The organism is Arthrobacter sp. Cza30 (assembly GCF_059090765.1).
Genome location: NZ_JBNHGA010000006.1, coordinates 232,713 through 252,159, shown reverse-complemented (window position 1 = coordinate 252,159; position 19,447 = coordinate 232,713). Strand labels below are relative to the sequence as shown.

At 67.7% G+C, this 19,447-nt stretch carries 19 protein-coding genes; 7 read left to right on the top strand and 12 right to left on the bottom strand.

The annotated features are described in order from the left end of the window. The first annotated feature begins 48 nt into the window (after positions 1-48). Positions 49-693, top strand: coding sequence for an MBL fold metallo-hydrolase (locus AC5RVZ_RS21815; protein WP_494067753.1), 645 nt, complete (start codon positions 49-51; stop codon positions 691-693). 123 nt (positions 694-816) lie between these two features. Here the strand turns inward: AC5RVZ_RS21815 and AC5RVZ_RS21810 are convergent, their stop codons facing one another. The 6 genes from AC5RVZ_RS21810 to AC5RVZ_RS21785 form a co-directional block, all read right to left on the bottom strand. Beyond that, positions 817-1,743, bottom strand: a complete 927-nt coding sequence (locus AC5RVZ_RS21810; RefSeq protein WP_494067925.1) for a DNA topoisomerase IB — start codon at positions 1,741-1,743, stop codon at positions 817-819. Positions 1,744-1,775: 32 nt separating this feature from the next. Next, positions 1,776-2,219: a hypothetical protein gene (locus AC5RVZ_RS21805; protein ID WP_494067752.1), complete on the bottom strand. Its 444-nt coding sequence runs from the start codon at positions 2,217-2,219 to the stop codon at positions 1,776-1,778. 175 nt (positions 2,220-2,394) lie between these two features. After that, positions 2,395-2,646 (bottom strand): hypothetical protein, encoded by a 252-nt coding sequence (locus tag AC5RVZ_RS21800; protein WP_493999630.1) that lies wholly within the window; start codon positions 2,644-2,646, stop codon positions 2,395-2,397. A gap of 289 nt (positions 2,647-2,935) precedes the next feature. Beyond that, entirely contained in the window at positions 2,936-3,142 is a 207-nt protein-coding gene (locus AC5RVZ_RS21795) for a hypothetical protein (protein ID WP_494067751.1), read from the bottom strand. 14 nt (positions 3,143-3,156) lie between these two features. After that, positions 3,157-3,570: a CBS domain-containing protein gene (locus AC5RVZ_RS21790; protein WP_494067750.1), complete on the bottom strand. Its 414-nt coding sequence runs from the start codon at positions 3,568-3,570 to the stop codon at positions 3,157-3,159. A 250-nt stretch (positions 3,571-3,820) separates the two neighbouring features. Then, positions 3,821-4,039 carry a CsbD family protein gene (locus AC5RVZ_RS21785; protein WP_494067749.1) on the bottom strand — a complete coding sequence of 73 codons (219 nt, stop codon included), beginning with the start codon at positions 4,037-4,039 and terminating at the stop codon, positions 3,821-3,823. Between the two features lie 300 nt (positions 4,040-4,339). On the opposite strand from AC5RVZ_RS21785, the gene AC5RVZ_RS21780 reads away from it, so the two are divergent. Beyond that, the gene (locus AC5RVZ_RS21780) at positions 4,340-5,233 is read left to right on the top strand and encodes a glucose 1-dehydrogenase (RefSeq protein WP_494067748.1); all 894 of its coding nucleotides are present in this window, start codon (positions 4,340-4,342) and stop codon (positions 5,231-5,233) included. Positions 5,234-5,269: 36 nt separating this feature from the next. Here AC5RVZ_RS21780 and AC5RVZ_RS21775 read toward each other — a convergent pair whose 3' ends face one another. Next, entirely contained in the window at positions 5,270-6,046 is a 777-nt protein-coding gene (locus tag AC5RVZ_RS21775; RefSeq protein WP_494067747.1) for a trans-aconitate 2-methyltransferase, read from the bottom strand. 119 nt (positions 6,047-6,165) lie between these two features. Between AC5RVZ_RS21775 and AC5RVZ_RS21770 the strand changes: the two genes are divergently transcribed. From AC5RVZ_RS21770 to AC5RVZ_RS21755, 4 genes are all read left to right on the top strand, one after another. Next, positions 6,166-8,715: a DEAD/DEAH box helicase gene (locus tag AC5RVZ_RS21770; RefSeq protein WP_494067746.1), complete on the top strand. Its 2,550-nt coding sequence runs from the start codon at positions 6,166-6,168 to the stop codon at positions 8,713-8,715. A 113-nt stretch (positions 8,716-8,828) separates the two neighbouring features. Further along, positions 8,829-10,007, top strand: a complete 1,179-nt coding sequence (locus AC5RVZ_RS21765) for a zinc-dependent alcohol dehydrogenase (RefSeq protein ID WP_494067745.1) — start codon at positions 8,829-8,831, stop codon at positions 10,005-10,007. A gap of 29 nt (positions 10,008-10,036) precedes the next feature. Continuing rightward, positions 10,037-10,531 (top strand): GNAT family N-acetyltransferase, encoded by a 495-nt coding sequence (locus AC5RVZ_RS21760; RefSeq protein ID WP_494067744.1) that lies wholly within the window; start codon positions 10,037-10,039, stop codon positions 10,529-10,531. A gap of 38 nt (positions 10,532-10,569) precedes the next feature. Further along, a complete protein-coding gene (locus AC5RVZ_RS21755; RefSeq protein ID WP_494067924.1) occupies positions 10,570-11,826 on the top strand; it encodes an alpha/beta fold hydrolase in 1,257 nt (418 codons plus the stop codon). A gap of 38 nt (positions 11,827-11,864) precedes the next feature. On the opposite strand, the gene AC5RVZ_RS21750 is transcribed toward AC5RVZ_RS21755, so the two are convergent. The 4 genes from AC5RVZ_RS21750 to uvrB form a co-directional block, all read right to left on the bottom strand. Next, positions 11,865-12,308 carry a hypothetical protein gene (locus tag AC5RVZ_RS21750; protein ID WP_494067743.1) on the bottom strand — a complete coding sequence of 148 codons (444 nt, stop codon included), beginning with the start codon at positions 12,306-12,308 and terminating at the stop codon, positions 11,865-11,867. After that, on the bottom strand, positions 12,305-13,633 hold the full coding sequence (locus AC5RVZ_RS21745; protein WP_494067742.1) for an MFS transporter: 1,329 nt from the start codon (positions 13,631-13,633) through the stop codon (positions 12,305-12,307). The genes AC5RVZ_RS21750 and AC5RVZ_RS21745 overlap by 4 nt, the downstream gene beginning before the upstream one ends. A gap of 39 nt (positions 13,634-13,672) precedes the next feature. Continuing rightward, the gene (locus AC5RVZ_RS21740) at positions 13,673-14,791 is read right to left on the bottom strand and encodes a TerC family protein (RefSeq protein ID WP_494067741.1); all 1,119 of its coding nucleotides are present in this window, start codon (positions 14,789-14,791) and stop codon (positions 13,673-13,675) included. Between the two features lie 259 nt (positions 14,792-15,050). Beyond that, complete coding sequence (gene uvrB, locus AC5RVZ_RS21735; RefSeq protein WP_494023150.1) at positions 15,051-17,147, bottom strand: excinuclease ABC subunit UvrB; 2,097 nt, start codon at positions 17,145-17,147, stop codon at positions 15,051-15,053. 218 nt (positions 17,148-17,365) lie between these two features. Between uvrB and AC5RVZ_RS21730 the strand changes: the two genes are divergently transcribed. After that, positions 17,366-18,199, top strand: a complete 834-nt coding sequence (locus AC5RVZ_RS21730) for a VOC family protein (protein WP_494067740.1) — start codon at positions 17,366-17,368, stop codon at positions 18,197-18,199. Positions 18,200-18,210: 11 nt separating this feature from the next. Here the strand turns inward: AC5RVZ_RS21730 and coaE are convergent, their stop codons facing one another. After that, the gene (gene coaE, locus AC5RVZ_RS21725; RefSeq protein WP_494067739.1) at positions 18,211-19,422 is read right to left on the bottom strand and encodes a dephospho-CoA kinase; all 1,212 of its coding nucleotides are present in this window, start codon (positions 19,420-19,422) and stop codon (positions 18,211-18,213) included. Positions 19,423-19,447: the final 25 nt, after the last annotated feature.

The window sequence follows — 19,447 nt, the reverse complement described above, 5'->3', positions numbered from 1 at the left end:
GAATGACATCCTGAGCCGTCCGGGTCGACTGTCGGTAGGCTGGGAAGCATGTTGCTTCACGAAGATCCTGCAGTCACAATCCGCAGCGTTTCCGTTTCCGAGATGGACAACAACGTCTATCTGCTGACGGCCAAGGCTTCCGGCACCCAGGTGTTGATTGACGCCGCCGACGACTTTCCGGCCATCCGGCAACTGCTGCGCGAGGGCGCCGCGGATGCCGGGCGGCCGGCCGAGGTTGCCCTGATCGTGACCACGCACAGCCACTGGGACCATGTCCGGGCCCTGCCGGAGGCGGTGGCCGCTACCGGCGCCAAAACGGCGGCCGGCGTGGAGGACATTCCGCAGATCGAGGTGCGGACCGATGTTGCCCTCGAGCATCAGGACGTCGGCCGGTTCGACGGATTCTCGTTGGAAGCCATCAAGCTGCGCGGGCACACGCCGGGTTCCGTGGCGCTGCTCTACCGCGCACCGGAGGGTCCCCCGCACCTGTTCACCGGAGATTCCTTGTTTCCGGGCGGGCTGGGCAACACGCAGCAGGACCCGGAGCGGTTTGGCACCCTCTTCAACGATGTGGCCGAACGGGTGTTCAACTACCTGCCCGACGACACGGTGGTCCATCCGGGCCATGGCGCCGGGACCACCCTCGGGGCAGAGCGGCCCCATCTGGACGAGTGGAAATCGCGCGGCTGGTAGGCGTATCAACCCCGACAGACGTGGACGTTGGGGGGAATCCCGCCTGCCGGGGCTCTCTAATTCTAGCGCCGCGGGCTGCTTTAGCTCCCTTGTCACCCGAGGAAGGATGGCCGGCTGCCCCTGTCAGGCCAGGAAGGACGGCAGGCTGCGTTCCGCCGCGGAATATGTTGCGGCGTCCGGGATCTGTCCCGCCATGAAGCGGTCCACGAGCCGCGGATCCACGTACGACTTGCGGGCGACGGCGGGCGTATTGCCCAGCCGCTCCGAGACGGCGTGCATGGCTGCGACCACGGCTTTGCGCCGGCCGGTGAGATTCGGCTTGCCGTTGTAGCCGGCAAGGGTCACGGCGGCCGTTACCGTTCCCTGCCACGTCCGGAAATCCTTGGCACTGAACTCGGGCCCGCAGAGTTCGTGGATAAACTCGTTCAACTCCGACGCGGAGAGCCCCGACCAGTCTCCGGTGCCGTTGCGGTAACCGATGGCCGGATCGTCGGCCTTCAGGGTCCGCACCGCCGCCAGCTGGACGGCAATGTCCGGATCCTTCAGTTCCACGTCCCACTGCAGCCCGCTCTTTCCGGGAAAATGCAGCCGGACGGTCTCTTCCCGCACGTGCACGTGGCGGACCAACAACGTCGTCACCCCGTAGGAACCGTTGTCTTCGGCGTAGACTTCCGAGCCGATCCGCAACGACGCGCTGTCCAGCAGGCGGAAGGCAACGGCACAGGCCACCTGGCGGGTACGTTCGCCGGACCTCAGCAGCCTTGTCACCTTGCGGCGGGCGGTGGTCAGGGTGGCTCCGAACGCCAGGGCGCGGTCAAACTTTTCCCGATCCCTCAGTTCCCGCCAACGGGCATGGTAGATGTATTGCCGCCGCCCGGCGTCGTCGGTTCCCGCGGCCTGGATATGCCCATTGGGCGCCGGGCAAATCCACACATCCGACCACGCGGGCGGGACCGCCAACGCCTTGATCCTTCGGAGCTCGTCCCCGGCAGGCCTCGAACCGTCCGGGTTGCGGTAGGAGAACCCTGCCCCGTGGCGCCGACGGGTGATGCCGGGTGCACGGACGTTGCTGCGCCTTAGCCTCAGATGGGCACCTCCATCTTGAATCCGCAGCTGCAGCGAAGAATTTCAACGTTGACCCGCACGGTCGGGAGCGGCCCGGTTTCCGGGGAGCCGGCATCCACGGGATCAACGATTGAGTGGTCGATGCGTTCCACCGGCTGCATCGGCTCCCCGCAGTGCATGTAGCCCTCGGCGCCGAAATCGATTCCCACGCTCTCGGCTTCCGTGGCCGGTACCTTGAAGGTTTCGTGCCCGTAATAGCCGTCGCAGCGGCTGCACCAGTAGCTGACGTCCCATCGCGGCAGTGCGGGGGCCCCGGCCTGCGGCGGCAGCAGCGTTACGGCGTCGAAGACCAGGTACTCGTCGGTGCTGCAGGCGGTGCACGAGGGGTCGGGCAACGCGCTTCCCGGTTCCCGGTCCTTGTCCTGGCCGGCATGGGCACTTGAACTGTCATTGGCAATCATGATCGTCTGCCCTTCCAATCTGCATCCCACTATTGATAAGCATACTGTTTGTAACCCATCATACTGGGGTTGGAAGAGCAGCATAAGCGCCGCGGCGGCGTCCCCGGAAGGGTGTACGGCCGCCCGCGGCATGGGCCGCTTAAATCAGCCGGCAAGGGAGTCGCCCCGGGCAGACCTAGCTGGTGCCGTCGTACAGCGAGTCCGGCGGTTCGCCCCCTGGTTTGCCGTACAGGCCGCGGACCCGCCGCTTGCTGGCCTGCAGCGCGTCCCTGCTGTCGCGCCGGTCGAGTTCGACGCGCAGCTCCTCCAGGCGGAATTCGGTCTCGGGATCGGCCGCGCCGAACTGGATGCTTTCCCGCTCGAGCTGGCGCATGGCCCTCCCGTACAGCGCCAGCAGTTCGGGGTCGCCGAGGGGAGCCAGATCCATGGGAAATTCGTCGGCGGGTGACAGATGGCGGTGCCGCATCAGTTCCGCCCCAACCCGATGGAACCCCCTGCATACCGACCGGCATCGGACCTGTCCATGCGCAGCCTCCAGATAGCCCGGGAGCCGATTCGGCCCCAACTGCTGCGAGCTTACAAGCGCTTCCCCCCTCCGGCAACGAATGACTTTATTATCGCGCCGGCACGATTAATTTTACGCCTGGGTCTTGACAGGCGGCAGCCCGGAATGGCGTAGGCATCCCGGGCACCCGTCCGCCGGCGCGGCAGGATGATTATTCGTCGTAGCGTTCTTCCCGGATGGTTCCGAACGGGACCTCCTCGGTCGCCATGGCTTGCACTTCGTTGGGGAGGAAGCGCACCAGCACGCCGCGATCGCCCTCGGCAGCCGATTGCTTCAGCACCGGCAGGATCGCGTCGGCCTGGGTGGGCTCACATCCGGCCAGGTACCTGGCGTACGCCTCCGGCAACTGCTCCGACATCTTGGCCGCCGGGATCAGTAGGAGATGAACTCGACCAGTTCACCCACCCGGTCTTCCGGATAGTTGCGGGCGACATCGGCTTGGCTGAGTATTCCCACCAGATCGTGTCCATCGATCACCGGCAGCCGGCGCACCTGATGGTCCTGCATGGTTTTGATGGCCTCTTCGATGCTGTCATCCGCGCCGATCGTCACCGGCTTGCCTTGGCCCAGTTCGCCCGCTTTCACCTCGCGCGGATCCCGCCCGTCGGCCAGGCACTTGACCACAATGTCGCGGTCGGTAACCATTCCCTTGAGCCTGTTGTCCTCACCGCAAATGGGCAACGACCCCACGTCGAGGTCGCGCATTTTTTGCGCCGCCAGCTCCAGCGTCTCGTTCTCTCCGATGCATTCAACACCACCGGTCATGATTTCCCTTGCGGTTGTCACGGATATCAGTCCCTTCAGGTAGTTCGAGCCGCTTCGCGCACCGTCCAGCCAGCAGGGATGAGCACGCCAAGCTGATTTATAAGGTTACTTACAATTACCACAGGGGGCGGGGGAATTGAAGGGCGGCCGGCGCCTCCCCCGCCGCGGGCGTCGGGTTTGGGCCTATCCCCTTGGCCGCCGGGCACCGCCTTAAGCCACGGAGCCCCCGTGAACCAGCGGCTCACGGGGGCTCTGTGACAAAGCAACCGGATCAGCGCCTGGCGCCGCCTTCGGTGTCGTCGGCAACACGGTCGGCGTCCTCGTTCAGGTGGGCCTTGGCGTCGGCGACCTTGTCCTTGGCCTCGCCCTCGACCTGCTGGCCCTTGCCCTTCAACTGCTGGGACTTGTCATCCCTCGCCTCGCCGACGGCTTCGTTGACCTTGCCGGTCACCTTGTCCTTCGCAGCATCGAACTTGTCGCCCATACCCATATCAGCACCTCTTTCGGTTCAGGTTTTCCTACAGGTTCCGCCAGACTACCGCGCCGCGGGCCAAGTAGAAAGCTTGCTGACTTTCGGGCCGGTTCGCCCGGAGCTGACACTTCGTGCTTCCGGATCCTCAGGGGATGGCCGGCCACTGTCCGGCTGTACGACCCGATGCGCGACAGCGTAGGGTGGCATCACGATCAGCATACTGACCATACCGGCCGCTCCCCGGCCACGCCTTCCATCGAGTGGAGCACCAAGGGTGCCGGCGGAGCCTTCGCAGCGGCCGTTAGAAGGGAGCCAGACATGACGGATCAGTACACCTTCCAGAATCCGGTAGACCGTTTTCCCAGCATCTCGCCGCCCAAACAGAGCCAGCCGGAGCCCGGGCTGGACCAAGAGCTGGAGCCCGAGACCGACCGCGGCGAAGAGTCGTACCGCGGCACCGGCAGGCTGACCGGCCGCAAGGCCCTGATCACGGGGGCGGACTCCGGCATCGGCGCCGCCGTCGCCATCGGGTTCGCCCGCGAGGGAGCCGACGTCGCCCTCTCCTACCTCCCGGCCGAGGAATCCGATGCCCGGCACGTCGCCTCGGTCATCGAGCAGGATGGCCGGAAGGCGGTGCTTCTTCCGGGCGATATTTCCGATGCCGAGGCGTCCCGCGAGCTGGTCGCCAAGGCGGTGGAACAGTTGGGCGGGCTGGACATCCTGGTTAACAACGCGGGGCGCCAGATCGCCGTCGAGAAGATCGAAGACATCAGCGACGAACAGTTCGAGGACACGTTCCGCACGAATGTTTTCGCCATGTTTTGGATCACCAAGGCCGCCGTGACGCACATGCCGCCGGGCTCGACGATCATCAACACGACGTCGGTCCAGGCCTACAACCCCTCGCCGGTCCTGCTGGACTACGCCTCCACCAAGGCGGCCATCAACAACTTCACCAAGGGTCTGGCGCAGCAGCTGGCAAGCCGCGGCATCCGGGTCAACGCCGTAGCCCCCGGCCCCTTCTGGACCCCGCTGCAGGTCAGCGCGGGACAGCCGAAGGAAAAGCTGCCGGAGTTCGGCAAGAACGTGCCGCTCGGCCGCGCGGGGCAGCCCACCGAACTGGCGCCCGCTTACGTCTACCTGGCCTCGCCGGAGTCGAGCTACGTTTCCGGCGAGACCCTGAACGTCAACGGCGGAACGCCCACGCCCTGAGGCAGGGTACGTCCGCCGCGCAACCGGCGGCTAGGTTCAGCCGAGCTTGCGCCCCACCGCGAAGATCCGGCGGAATCCGAACACGGTTCCGTATTCGGACTCCGGGTAGGCGTCGCGCAGCAGCGTGGCGTACTCGGCTTCGAACTTGGCCGCCTCTGCCGCCGGCAGGGCGGCCAGGACGGGGCGCAAGCCGGTCCCCCTGACCCACTCCAGCACCGGATCCGGCCCGTGGAGCAACTGCTGGTAGGTCGTTTCCCAGACGTCGGCGTCACAGCCTTCGTCCGATAACAGCTTGAGGTAGTCCTCGGGTTCGGAGACCGCGTCCTCGTGGCGAAGGACCCCGTCCAGCCGGCGATGCCAGCGCGGCGAGCCGGCGAGCGCACGCATGAGCGCGTGCGACGGCGCGGCAAAGTTGCCGGGTACCTGCACGGCGAGCCAACTGCCGGGCTTCATGGCGCGCAGCCAGGAACGCATGAGGTCCTGGTGCCCGGGCACCCACTGCAGCGCGGCGTTGGACACCAGCACATCCAGCTCCGCCGGAGGGGTCCAGGTCCGGATATCCCCGGCCACGAAGGTTAACCTGGCTGAGGTGTGCCGCTGCTGCGCCTGCCGGATCATCTCGGGCGAGGAATCCACCCCGGTGACGCTGGCGGCGGGCCAGCGGTCGGTGAGCGCCGCCGTCAGGCCGCCCGGGCCGCAGCCCAGATCCACCACCACTGCGGGGTCGTCGGCGGCGATCCTTCCGGTCAGGTCAAAGAACGGCCGGTCGCGGTAGCCGGCGAATTCCACATACTTCTGCGGGTCCCAGTGCATGGGCAGTACGTTACGCCACGCGCCCGCCGGGGCGGCGCACCGCTGGGTGCCCGCACGGCGCGGCGCACCGCTGGGTGCCCGCACGGCGCGGCGCGACCACCGCATAAGCTGGAAACAACATGAATCTTCTCCAGCTCCTGCCGGGCACCGGCACTGCCTCAGATCCCGACGACGTCTACACCTGGTTCACCGAGTGGGTCGAATCCCGTGGAATGTCGCTCTACCCTGCCCAGGACGAAGCCGTCATGGAGCTGGTTACCGGCAACAACGTCATCCTGGCAACCCCCACCGGGTCCGGGAAGTCGTTGGTGGCGATCGCGGCCCACTTCCACGCCATGTCCACCGGGACCGTCAGCTATTACACGGCACCCATCAAGGCGCTCGTGTCGGAGAAGTTCTTCGCCCTGTGCGACATCTTCGGACCGGAGAACGTCGGCATGGTCACCGGCGACTCGGCGGTCAACCAGGACGCCCCGATCATCTGCTGCACCGCCGAGATCCTGGCCAACATCGCGTTGCGCGAGGGCTCCGCCGCGGACCTTGGCACGGTGGTCATGGACGAGTTCCACTACTACTCCGACCCGCAGCGCGGCTGGGCCTGGCAGGTGCCGCTGCTGGAACTGCCGCAGGCGCAGTTCCTGCTGATGTCCGCGACGCTGGGCGACGTGACCCGGTTCGAGAAGGAACTCACCGACCTCACCGACAGGACGACGGTCACCGTCAGTTCGGCCGAACGCCCCATTCCGCTGCATTACTACTATGTGCAGACCAGCGTGCAGGAGTCGCTGGAGGAACTGCTCACCACCAGGCAGGTTCCCGTCTACGTGGTGCACTTCAGCCAGCTGGAAGCCATAGAGCGTGCACAGAACCTCATGAGCATCAACGTCTGCACCCGCGAGGAGAAGGACCGCATCGCGGAACTGATCTCGGGTTTCCGGTTCGCGGCCGGCTTCGGCAAGACCCTCAACCGCCTGGTCCGGCACGGCATTGGTGTCCACCACGCGGGCATGCTGCCCAAGTACCGACGGCTCGTGGAGCAGTTGGCGCAGGCCGGGCTGCTGAAGGTCATCTGCGGCACCGACACCCTGGGGGTGGGCATCAACGTGCCCATCCGCACCGTGCTGCTGACCGCCCTGAGCAAGTACGACGGCGTGCGCACCCGCCTGCTCAATGCACGCGAATTCCATCAGATCGCCGGGCGCGCGGGCCGGGCGGGCTATGACACGGCGGGCACCGTCGTCGTGCAGGCCCCGGAACACGTGGTGGAGAACACCAAGGCCATGGCCAAGGCGGTGGCCAAGTTCGGCGACGACCAGAAAAAGCTTCGCCAGGTGGTGAAGAAGAAGCCGCCGACCGGCTTCGTGAGCTGGGGCGAACCGACCTTCCACAAGCTGGTGGAGAGCGAACCCGAACCGTTGACGTCCAGCTTCACCATCAGCCACGCGATGCTGCTGAACATTCTCGAGCGCCCCGGGGACCCGTTCGCCGCCGCCAAACGGCTGCTGACGCGCAACCACGAAACACGCGCGTCCCAGCTGAAGCTGATCAAGAAGGCCCTGGGCATTTACCGAGAGCTGGTGGTTTCCGGCCTGGTGGAACGACTGGACGCGCCGGACGAGAACGGGCACCTCGTCCGGCTGAAGGTGGAGCTGCAGCCGAATTTCGCGCTGAACCAGCCGCTTTCCCCGTTCGCGGTGGCCAGCCTGGACCTGCTGGACCCCGAGGACGGCGGCTACGCACTGGACGTGGTCTCCATCATCGAGGCCACGCTCGAGAAGCCCCGCCAGATCCTGTCCGCGCAGGAGAAGAAGGCACGCGGCGAAGCCGTCGCTGCGATGAAGGCCGACGGCATCGAATACGACCAGCGGATGGCCCTGCTGGACGAGGTCACCTACCCGCAGCCGCTGGCCGAGCTGCTCGAGGCCGCCTTCGAGACCTACCGGCACGGTGCGCCCTGGCTGGGCGATTTTGAACTCGCGCCGAAGTCGGTGATCCGTGACATGTACGAGCGGGCGATGAATTTCGGCGAGTTCGTGCAGTTCTACGGGCTGGCCCGCAGCGAGGGCATAGTGCTCCGCTATCTCACCGACGGCTACAAGGCGCTGCGGCAGACCGTGCCGGCCGAGGCGCTGCGCGAGGATCTGGCCGACATCATCGCCTGGCTGGGCGAGCTGGTGCGGCAGGTCGACTCCAGCCTGCTGGACGAGTGGGAAGAACTCGCCGCGGGCAAGGGCGCCGCTGATCTGGCGGCCGAGCACGCCGCCGAGTCGGTGTTCACGCAGGAGCCGCCGAAGCTGACCGACAACATCCGGGCCTTCCGCGTCATGGTGCGCAACGAGTTGTTCCGCCGGGTGGAACTGTTCGCGGAGGAGCAGGAAGAGGAACTCGGCGCACTGGATGCGGATGCGGGCTGGGACGCCGACCGCTGGGCGGACGCGATGGATGCCTACTACGAGGAGTACGACGACCTCGGCATCGGGCCCGATGCGCGCGGACCGGCGCTGCTGATCATCGAGGAGCAGCCGGCCGTCTGGAAGGTGCGGCAGATCTTCGATGATCCGGCCGGCAACCGGGACTGGGGCATCAGCGCCGAAGTGGACCTTGCCGCCAGCAACGAGACGGGAGCGGCCGCGGTCCGGATTCTCGACGTCGGACCGGCCGGCGGCTGAGGCCGGCGGCGTCCGCTTGCAGGCGGTTGGCAGCAACCCTAGGGTGGTAAGCACACTTACCTTCCGCGGGGCGCGGCCTGCGCTCCCCCGGGCGGCGCGACAGGGGGACAATCGTGAAAGCACTGACCTGGCAAGGCAAACGGAAGCTGAGCGTCGAGCAGGTTCCCGACCCGGTGCTGCGGGAGCCCACCGACGCCATCATCAGGGTCACCTCCACCGCCATCTGCGGGTCCGACCTGCACCTCTACGAGCTGTTTGGCCCGTTCCTGTCGCCCGGCGACGTCCTGGGCCATGAACCCATGGGGATCGTCGAGGAGACCGGCAGCGCCGTGCCGGGGCTCAAGCCCGGCGACCGGGTGGTGGTCCCCTTCAACATCGCGTGCGGGCGCTGCCATATGTGCAGCCGGGGGTTGCAGTCGCAGTGCGAAACCACGCAGGTCAAGGACAAGGGTTCAGGCGCCGCACTGTTCGGCTACACCGAGCTCTACGGATCGGTTCCGGGCGGGCAGGCCGAGTTCCTGCGCGTCCCGCACGCGGACTACGGCCCCATCAAGATCGAGGACAGCCAGGCGCCGGACGAGCAATACCTGTTCCTCTCCGACATCCTCCCGACCGCGTGGCAGGCAGTGGCCTACGCGCAGGTTCCCGACGGCGGCACGCTGGCAGTTTTCGGGCTCGGGCCGGTCGGCCAGTTCGCGGCCCGCATCGGCCGCCACCTGGGCCACCGCGTGATCGGGGTCGACCTCGTCCCGGAGCGGCTGGACATGGCCCGCAGGCACGGCATCGAGACCCTGACGTGGGGACCAAAGATCGCCGACGAGCTGCGCGACGCGACCCAAGGCCGCGGTCCGGAGTCGGTGGTCGACGCGGTCGGCATGGAGGCGCACGGCGCGACCGCGGCGGCCACCGCGCAATTCGCCGTCGGACTCCTCCCCGACCCCGTGGCCAGGAAGCTGATGTCGACGGCAGGCCTGGACCGCCTCTCCGTCCTGCACGCCGCGATCGACGCCGTAGCCCGCGGCGGCACCATCTCGCTGTCCGGCGTCTACGCCGGCCAGGCCGACCCCATGCCGATGCTCACGCTCTTCGACAAGCAGGTCACGCTGAGGATGGGCCAGTGCAACGTCCGGCGCTGGATCGACGACGTGCTGCCGCTGGCGGGCGATCCGGCAGATCCGCTCGGCGTCGGCGACCTGGTCACGCACACGGCCCCGCTGGACCAGGCCCCGGAGATGTACGAGAAATTCCAGAAGAAGGACGACGGCTGCATCAAGGTGGTGCTCAAACCGTAGCGCCCGCTCCGGGACGCTAGGCTTTTGTCATGTCTGTGATCCGTCCGGCCGACGAAGCCGATGTCCCCGTCATCCTCGACCTGATCCGCGACCTGGCCGTGTACGAGAAGGAACCGGACGCCGTCAAAACCACGCCGGAACAGCTGCAGGACGCCCTGTTTTCCGCCCGGCCGTCGGTCTTCGCGCACGTCGCGGAAGACGACGGCGGTGTGCAGGGTTTCGCCCTCTGGTTCCGGAACTTTTCCACGTGGGAGGGTGTGCACGGCATCTATTTGGAGGACCTGTATGTCCGGCCCGAGGCCCGCGGACGGGGATACGGCAAGGCCCTGCTGCAGACGCTGGCCAGCCACGCGGTGGCGTCCGGGTACGCCCGGGTGGAGTGGGCGGTACTGAACTGGAACCGCCCGTCCATCGACTTCTACCGCAGCCTCGGCGCCCGCCCCCAGGAGGAATGGTCGACGTTCCGGCTGGCCGGCGACGCCCTCGCCTCGTTCGGCTCGGGTGCCGGCCGGGTGCACCAGTGACCGGACACCGGGTGACCGGAACGCACCGCATCCGCGGCATGAGGACGGCCGGGTATTTCTTCGACGTGCCGCTCGACCATGCGGATCCGGACGGCGAAACCCTCGAAATTTTCGCCCGCGAGTATTCCTCGCTGGAACACGACGACGGCGCCGCGGCACGGCTGCCGTGGCTGCTGTTCCTGCAGGGCGGGCCAGGCGGCCGCGGCAACCGGGTGACGTCCTTGTCCGGCTGGATGAAGGAGGCGGCCAAGACCTTCCGCATCCTCATGCTGGACCAGCGCGGCACCGGCCTCTCCTCCCCCGTGAACCGGCAGACGCTGCCGATGCGCGGCGACGCGGCGGCGCAGGCGGCCTTCCTGGCCCATTTCCGTGCGGACTCGATCGTGCGCGACGCCGAGCTGATCCGGCAGGAACTCGGCAGCGGACCGTGGAGCATTTTCGGGCAGAGCTACGGCGGCTTCTGTGCGCTGACCTACCTCTCCCTCGCGCCCGAGGGGCTGCGGGAAGTGCTGATCACCGGCGGCCTGGCCCCGCTGGCGGGAGGAGCCGAGCAGGTCTACCGGGCCACGTTTCCCCGGGTGGAAGCACGCAACCGCGAATACTTCGCCCGCTACCCGGAAGACCGGGCCCGGGTCACCGCCGTCGCACGACACCTGGAAGCGGTGCCCGAATACCTGCCGTCCGGCGAGCGCCTCACCACCGGCCGGTTCCAGATGGCCGGGTCGTTCTTGGGTGGCAACACCCGGATCGACGCCCTGCACTACCTGCTGGAGGACGCCTTCGTCCCGACACCGTCCGGCCAGCGGCTCTCGGATACCTTCCTGGAGCAGGTCTCCGCGCTGGCGAGCCGTGCGTCCAACCCCCTCTATGCCCTGATGCACGAATCCATCTATGCCCAGGGCGAAGCGACCGGCTGGGCCGCGTGGCGCGTGCTCCGGGACTTCCCGCAGTTCGCCCCGGAGGCGGACGAGCCGCTGCTCACCGGCGAAATGGTCTATCCCTGGTACTTCGAGCAGGACCCGGCCCTGGTTCCGCTGCGGGAGGTGGCCGAGCTGCTGGCGGCGAAGTCGGATTGGCCGGCCCTCTACGACCCCGACCGGCTGGCCGGGAACAGCGTCCCCGCCGCGGCGGCCGTCTACCGCGACGATATCTACGTGGAGCGCGGCCTGTCGCTGGAAACGGCCGCGCAGGTGAAGGGGCTGCAGGTCTGGGAAACCGGTGAGTTCCATCATGACGGCATTGCCGACGACGGCGAGGCCGTCTTCCGGCGCCTGCTCGGCATGGTCCGGGGCTAACCGCCGTCCCTCAAGACCGGGCAACGCGCCGGGAAGCTTTACCCGATGGTCTGCACGTAGAAGTTTTCGCTCCGCAGGCAGTCCTCCGGCGCGCTCTCGGAGAGACGGTCGAGTTGGTCCTGCCGGAGGGTTCCCCCGCCGAAGAATACCGGTCCGCCGATCGCCAAAGACCGGCCTTCGACTTCCACGGTCAGCAGTTCCCGCCCGTGGCCGAATTCGGCGTCGGCCGGAAACACCAGCATGACCTCACGACCCGACGTGTCCTTACCGATGACGCAATCCTCCGCAGACAGCTCGAGGGTTCCCTCGAAGCCGGCCTCCATCTCGAAGTTCTCCCGGCCGCTGGCGGGGTTCACCAGCAGGACCTCGTCCCCCGGACCCGAGTGGACGGCACCGAAGGATGCAGGGACGCCCTCGTCACCGCAGCCCGACAGGAGGGTCGACACCACGGCTCCTGCGGCCAAGACCTGCCGGCGGCTCACGATGGGCTCCTGTCGCCGGCCCCCACGCCTGCCGGGACGCCCCCGCCGCGGGCGGCGAAAGCCATCGCCAGCAAGATGCCCGCAGCCACGGCGGCCGCCGCGTTCAGGCCGGCGAACCCCAGGGCGGCCAGCAGCGGACCCGACAGGGCTGCCCCCAGGGCCCCCGCGGCGCCCATGAGTGTGTCGGACAGGCCCTGCGCCGGCACGCGGCCGGATTCCGGCACCGACTCGGCCAACAGCGTGGAGCCGGCAATCACCGAGGCCGACCACCCCAGGCCCAGCAACACCAGACCGGCACCCACCAGCCACGTGTCCTGCTGTCCCAGCCCGGCCAGCGCCGTCGCGGCCAGGAGGACCAGCTGACCGGCCACGATGGTTCGGGTGCGTCCCAGCCGATCGGTCAGCCAGCCCATCAGCGGCGAGAGCGCGTACATGCCGGCCAGATGCAGCGAGATGGTGAAGCCGATGATGGCGAACGTGTCTGTCTGGCTGTGCTGGTGCCCGCCCGCATGGTCCAGCGCCTGTAGGTGCACCGGCGTCATGGACATCACCGCTACCATCACCAGCTGGGCGCCCACCACAGCCGCCAATCCGAGCGCGGCCATGGGATGGTGCCGGATCGCAGCCACGCCCGTCCGCAGGGTTCCGCGGCGGTCGACCGGCCGGGCGTCCCCGCCGCCGCGTGCACGCGCATAGCCCAACGGGTCCGGCCGCAGGCCCACCAGCAGCAGCGCGGCGCCGATGGCCATGCCCGCCATCGAGAACAGGAAGGGTCCGGACGATTCGGGCAACCCGAGCGCAGCGCCCAATTCCGCGCCCGGGCGGATCAGGTTGGGGCCGGTCACGGCACCGACCGTAATGGACCAGACCACGAAGGCCAGGTCCCGGCCGCGATGCTGTGGCACGGCCAGGTCCACCGCCGCGAAACGGGCCTGCAGGTTGGCTGCGTTGCCGACCCCCAAGAGGGCGGAGCCAGCCAGCAGCACCGCAAAGGATCCGGTGACCGGTGCCAGCGCCATCAACGCCGAACCCAGCAGGGCCAGCAGCAGACCGGTGACCAGCGCCCGCCGGCGTCCGGAACGGGCGGCGACACCGGCCAACGGCAGTGCCGCCAGCGCGCCCGCCAGGGCTATCGCCATCGTGGACGTTCCCGCCAGGGCCTCGCTGCCGGTGAGTTCCACGGCCAGCAGCGAGCCGATGGCCAGCCCGGCGCCGTGGCCCAAGCCGCTGAACAGCTGGGCCAATGACAGGGAAACAACGACGCGGCGCTGAACGTCCCTCGTGCGAGGGTCTGCGTTCAGCGCCGCGTCTGGTTGCTGGGTCACACGCCGATCCTAGTCGACCTGCAACCGGTTAAACCGCCGTTACTCGGTGTCGGACTTGGCGCGCTCGGCCTCCGACTGGACGCGCCCGGCGTCCGACTGGGCCGGCTCGGCGTCCGACTCGGCGGCCTCGCCGTCGGCCCTGGCGCGCTCGGCGTCCTTTGCCAGCCGCGCATCGATGGCTGCCTGGCGGCCCGCCGGGCTGAGCAGGCTGGCCACCGTGGCGACCACCAGGGTGCCGATGATCACGCCGAGCGACAGCTGGGTGCTGATCTCCGGGACCCACTCAACATGCTGGCCGCCGTTGATGAACGGCAACTCGTTCTCGTGCAGCGCGTGGAAGATCAGCTTCACGCCGATGAAGGCCAGGATGACCGACAGCCCGTGCTTGAGGTAGACCAGGCGGTCCATCAGGCCGCCCAGCAGGAAGTACAGCTGGCGCAGGCCCATCAGCGCGAAGATGTTCGCCGTGAAGACGATGAACGCGCTCTGGGTGAGGCCGAAGATCGCCGGGATGGAGTCAACCGCGAACAACAGGTCGGTCATGCCGATGGTGATGAAAACCATGACCATGGGGGTAAACAGGCGCTTGCCGTCCACCGTGGTGCGCAGCTTGTTGCCGTCGTAGTGCTCGCTGACCGGCAGCTTCTTGGTCAGCCGGGAAATCAGCCCGGACTCGGAGCCCTCTTCCTCGTCCTCGCCCGAGTCTGTTGCCTGCTTCCAGGCGGTCCAGAGCAGGAACGCCCCGAAGATGTAGAACACCCAGCTGAACTGCGCGATCAGCGTCGCGCCCAGCAGGATGAAGATGCCCCGTAGGATCAGCGCGATGATGATGCCGAACATCAGCACTTCCTGCTGGTACTTCCTCGGCACGGAGAACCTGGCCATGATGATGATGAAGACGAACAGGTTGTCCACGCTGAGGCTGTACTCGGTGATCCAGCCGGCCACGAATTCCTGGCCGTAGTCGGGGCCGGCCTGCCAGAACAGCATGCCTGCGAAGATCAGCGCCAGTGTGACGTAGAAACCGACCCAGAGGCCGGCCTCCTTCATCGACGGCTCGTGCGGCCGCTTAACCACGTACAGCAGGTCAAACAGCAGGATGACGCCCAGAACCACGAAGGACGTGATCTCAAAGGGCAGCGATAATTGGTCCGACACGGAACCTTGCCTTTCACAGAAGATGCCGCGCGGGTGCGGTGCGCGGGTGCGAGTGTTCGCCGCAAGTCTCTCCGCCTTCCGCTCTGCGGCCAGGCCACTGTGCCCGGCGGGGCGTCGATGCCCCGCGTGTTGACGTCCACAGTGTTCGGGATACTCCCCTACGCTCGGTCAAGTGTAGCGTAGGTGCGCCCGACGACGGCGGGCGCGCACCGCCTTCGTCGTTTCACCGCCGGAAGTCCGTGCGGCAGCTGCGGAGGGCTTAGGCGTGGCCGGCGGCGCGCATCTGCCGCAGGTCCTTCTTCAGGTCCGAGACCTCGTCGCGCAGCCGGGCAGCCAGCTCAAACTGGAGTTCCGCCGCGGCGGCGTGCATCTGCTCCGTCATCTGGGCGATCAGCTCGCCCAAATCCTCGGCCGGTGCCGCAGCCAGTCCGTCGCGGCGGATCTTGTCCTTGGGCACGGCGGCGGACAACCCCCGCTTGCCCTTGCCGTAGTCGAACTCCTTGAGCAGTTGCTGGGTGTCGGCGTCCTCGCGGGCCAGTTGGTCGGTGATGTCGGCGATCCGCTTCCGCAGGGGCTGCGGGTCCACCCCGTGTTTCTTGTTGTGCGCGACCTGGATCTCTCGGCGGCGGTTCGTTTCCTCGATCGCCTTGGCCATGGAGTCGGTGATCTTGTCCGCGTACATGTGCACCTGCCCCGACACGTTGCGGGCGGCACGGCCGATGGTCTGGATCAGCGAGGTGCTGCTGCGCAGGAAGCCTTCCTTGTCCGCGTCCAGGATGGCGACCAGCGAGACCTCCGGCAGGTCCAGGCCCTCGCGCAGCAGGTTGATGCCCACCAGCACGTCGAACGTGCCCATCCGCAGCTCGCGGAGCAGTTCCACCCGGCGAAGGGTGTCCACGTCGGAGTGCAGGTACTGGACCTTCACGCCGTGCTCGTTCAGGTAGTCGGTGAGGTCCTCGGCCATCCGCTTGGTCAAGGTGGTGACCAGGACGCGTTCGTTGCGTTCCACGCGCGCATTGATCTCGCCCAGCAGGTCGTCGATCTGGCCCTTGGTCGGCTTGACGATGACCTCGGGGTCCACCAGGCCCGTGGGCCGGATGATCTGCTGGACATAACCGTCGGACTTGGACAGCTCGTACTTGCCCGGCGTGGCGGAGAGGTAGACGGTCTGGCCGATCCGTTCCAGGAACTCGTCCCACTTCAGCGGCCGGTTGTCCATCGCGGACGGCAGGCGGAAACCGTAGTCCACCAGATTGCGCTTGCGGGACATGTCGCCCTCGTACATCGCGCCGATCTGCGGCACAGTAACGTGCGATTCGTCGATCACCAGCAGGAAATCGTCCGGGAAGTAATCCAGCAGGCAGTGCGGCGCGGTGCCCGGACCGCGGCCGTCGATATGCCGCGAATAGTTCTCGATGCCGTTGCAGAACCCCATCTGCTGCATCATTTCGAGGTCATAGGTGGTACGCATCCGCAGCCGCTGCGCCTCCACCAGCTTGTTCTGCGACTCAAGGACCTGCAGCCGGTCGCGCAGTTCGTCCTCGATGTCCCTGATCGCCCGGCTCATCCGGTCCTCACCGGCCACATAGTGCGACGCCGGGAAGACGTACATTTCAGTCTCTTCCCGGATGATCTCCCCGGTAACGGGATGCAGCGTCTGGATGTTCTCGATTTCGTCCCCGAAGAACTCGATCCGCACGGCCAGTTCCTCGTACATCGGAATGATCTCCACGGTATCGCCCCGGACCCGGAACGTGCCCCGGTGGAAGTCGATGTCGTTGCGGGCATATTGCATGGCGACGAACCGGCGCAGCATGTCATCCCGGTTCATTTCCGCGCCCTTACGGAGCGTGACCATGCCCGCGATGTATTCTTCCGGCGTGCCCAGACCGTAGATGCAGGACACGGTGGCCACCACGATGACGTCGCGCCGGGTCAGCAGCGCGTTGGTGGCAGAGTGGCGCAAACGTTCGACTTCCTCGTTGATGGAGGAGTCCTTCTCGATGAAGGTATCCGTCTGTGCCACGTAGGCTTCCGGCTGGTAGTAGTCGTAATAGGAGACGAAGTACTCCACGGCGTTGTTGGGCAGCAGCTCACGAAACTCGTTGGCCAGCTGCGCGGCCAGGGTCTTGTTTTGCACCAGCACCAGGGTGGGCCGCTGCACCTTTTCCACCAGCCAGGCGGTGGTCGCGGACTTGCCGGTGCCGGTGGCACCGAGCAGCACGACGTCCTTCTCGCCCGCCTGGATCCGTTCGGTCAGTTCCGCGATGGCGGCCGGCTGGTCGCCGGCCGGCTGGAATTCGCTGACGACTTCGAAGGGCGCCACAACGCGTTTGATGTCCTGCGCAAGACTCATGCCGTTAACGGTAGACCCGATTGCGGTCAGCGTGGGTCCGGAATCGCTCTGGGCCTAACCCGGCAGCGTATTGGCCCGTGCCTTCAGCGTGGGTCCGGGATCGCTCCGGGCCTCACCCGGCAGCGGATCGGCCCGCGCCTTGCCCGCTGACCGTTGCCCGGTACCCGCCGCGTGCGGTAAATGTGTGGGTGCAGCCGACGACGAACGGAAGGCACGCCATGGACCTGGTCCGGACCTATCCCGAGGGTGTGACGTCGTGGATCGACGTCGAACACCGTGACCTTGAGGCGGCCAAAAAATTCTATGGCGGGATCTTTGGCTGGACCTTCGCCGAGGCCACTCCGCCGGGGGTATCTCCGCGCTATGTGATCGCCAGGCTCGACGGCCGGGACGTTGCCGGCCTTGGCGAGGGCACTGCGGGCGCCACCCCCGCGTGGAACACGTACGTCGCCGTCCTGGACTCGGAGGCGGCGGCGGAGAGGATCCGCTCCGCGGGCGGTCAGGTGCTCTCCGGCCCGGCCGATGCCGGTGACGGCGGCCGGGCGACGCTGTGTGCGGATCCGGCCGGCGTCCCGTTCCGGCTCTGGCAGGCGCGGAACCGGCCGGGCGCCCAGGCGGTCAATATGCCGGGCGCGTGGAACTTCAGCGACCTGCACGCCGCCGATCCCGCCGCAGCGTCGGCCTTCTACGGAGAGGTCTTCGGCTGGCGCTTCGACGACGTCGGTTTCGGCAGCATGATTCGCGTCCCCGGCTACGGCGACCACCTGCAGGCGACCAGTGATCCCGGCATCCACGAGCGCCAGTCGGGCATCAACGTCCCGCCGGGATTCGCCGATGCCATCGGGTGGCTCACGGGCCTGCAGCCCGGCGAGACGGCACACTGGCACGTGGCGTTCACGGTCGCCGACCGCGACGAGACCGCCGCCGACGTCGAACGCCGGGGCGGGACGGTGCTCGGCCAAACCACGTCCGATTGGACCCGGGATGCCCTGATCCGGGACCCGCAGGGCGCCGTGTTCACCGCGAGCCAGTTCGCCCCGTCCGCGGGGTGAGGCCGCCGGCGCTAGCTGCCGACGGCGGGCGGTTTCCACCCGGTGTCCCGGGCCCACTCGTTCATCTGCGGATCGGCCGTCCGGCTGAACCAGTCTTCCTTCGCACGGGCGTAGCCGCCGGTCGAGGGGTCGGACGCATGCAGGCCGGCGAGCCGACGTTTCTCGGCCAGATACGCCGCGGCCGCACCGGGGTTGGCCCGCAGCCAGTCCCGGAACAGCAGGGCGTAGCGCCACCCCGGGGAACCGGCTTCCCGGATGTGGACGTTGACGGCACGGCCCGGGTCGGCGTTGCCGTGCAGTCTTTTCTGCCAGTCCCCCGGCTCCGGATGCTGTGGCCTCGGGGTGTCCCGCCAGGTACCCGGCCAGCGCGGGAAGCCGGCGTCCGCCAGGGCGTCCGCGGCGGAGTCGGCGTCGTCCAGGCTCCCCACGGTCACCTGCAGGTCCAGCACGTCCTTGGCCGGCAGCCCCGGAACGGCGGTCGAACCCACGTGGTCGACGGCAAGAATGCGCGGGTCGGCGCGGCTGAGCCGCGCCGCGAGCAGGGCTGCCTGCGCCGGCCACTCCGGCTGCGGGTCGAGCAGGACCGGCGGGCCGGTGCGCGGAGCCAGCCGTCCGGCCAAGAGGTTCCGGTTGAAGGGCACCAGGCGTTCCGCCCAGAGCGCGTCCAGCGCCGCTAACAATTCCTCCCGGGTGCCGTTGTTTTCCAGCACGACGTCGGCGGCGGCCCGACGTTCCGCCGGGGAGGCCTGGGCGGCGATACGGGAGCGGGCGTCGGTTTCGCTCATGCCGCGGTCCTCGACCATGCGCCGCAGCCGCTCGTCTTCGGGCGCATCGATCACCAGGACAAGATGGAAGGAGGGGCTCTGCCCGGTTTCCACCAGCAGCGGGATGTCTTGGACCAGGATGGCGCTCTCGCCCGCCGCCGCCGCCCGCGCGGCCGCCGTGGCGCGCACCAGTGGGTGCACGATCCCATTCAGGCGCTCGCGGTGCGCGGGATCGTTGAAGACCAGGGCGCCGAGCGCCGGCCGGTCAAGCCGGCCGTCGGCTGTGAGGATCCCGGGGCCGAACGCATCGACGACGGCGCGCAGGCCGTCGGTGCCGGGCTCTACCACTTCCCGGGCGATGGCGTCGGCGTCGATGAGGGTGGCGCCGAGCTCGGTTAGCCGCCGGGCAGCCAGCGATTTTCCGGCGGCGATGCCGCCGGTGAGTCCGATTCTGAGCACGGCCTTAGTCTAGCCAGCACGCGGA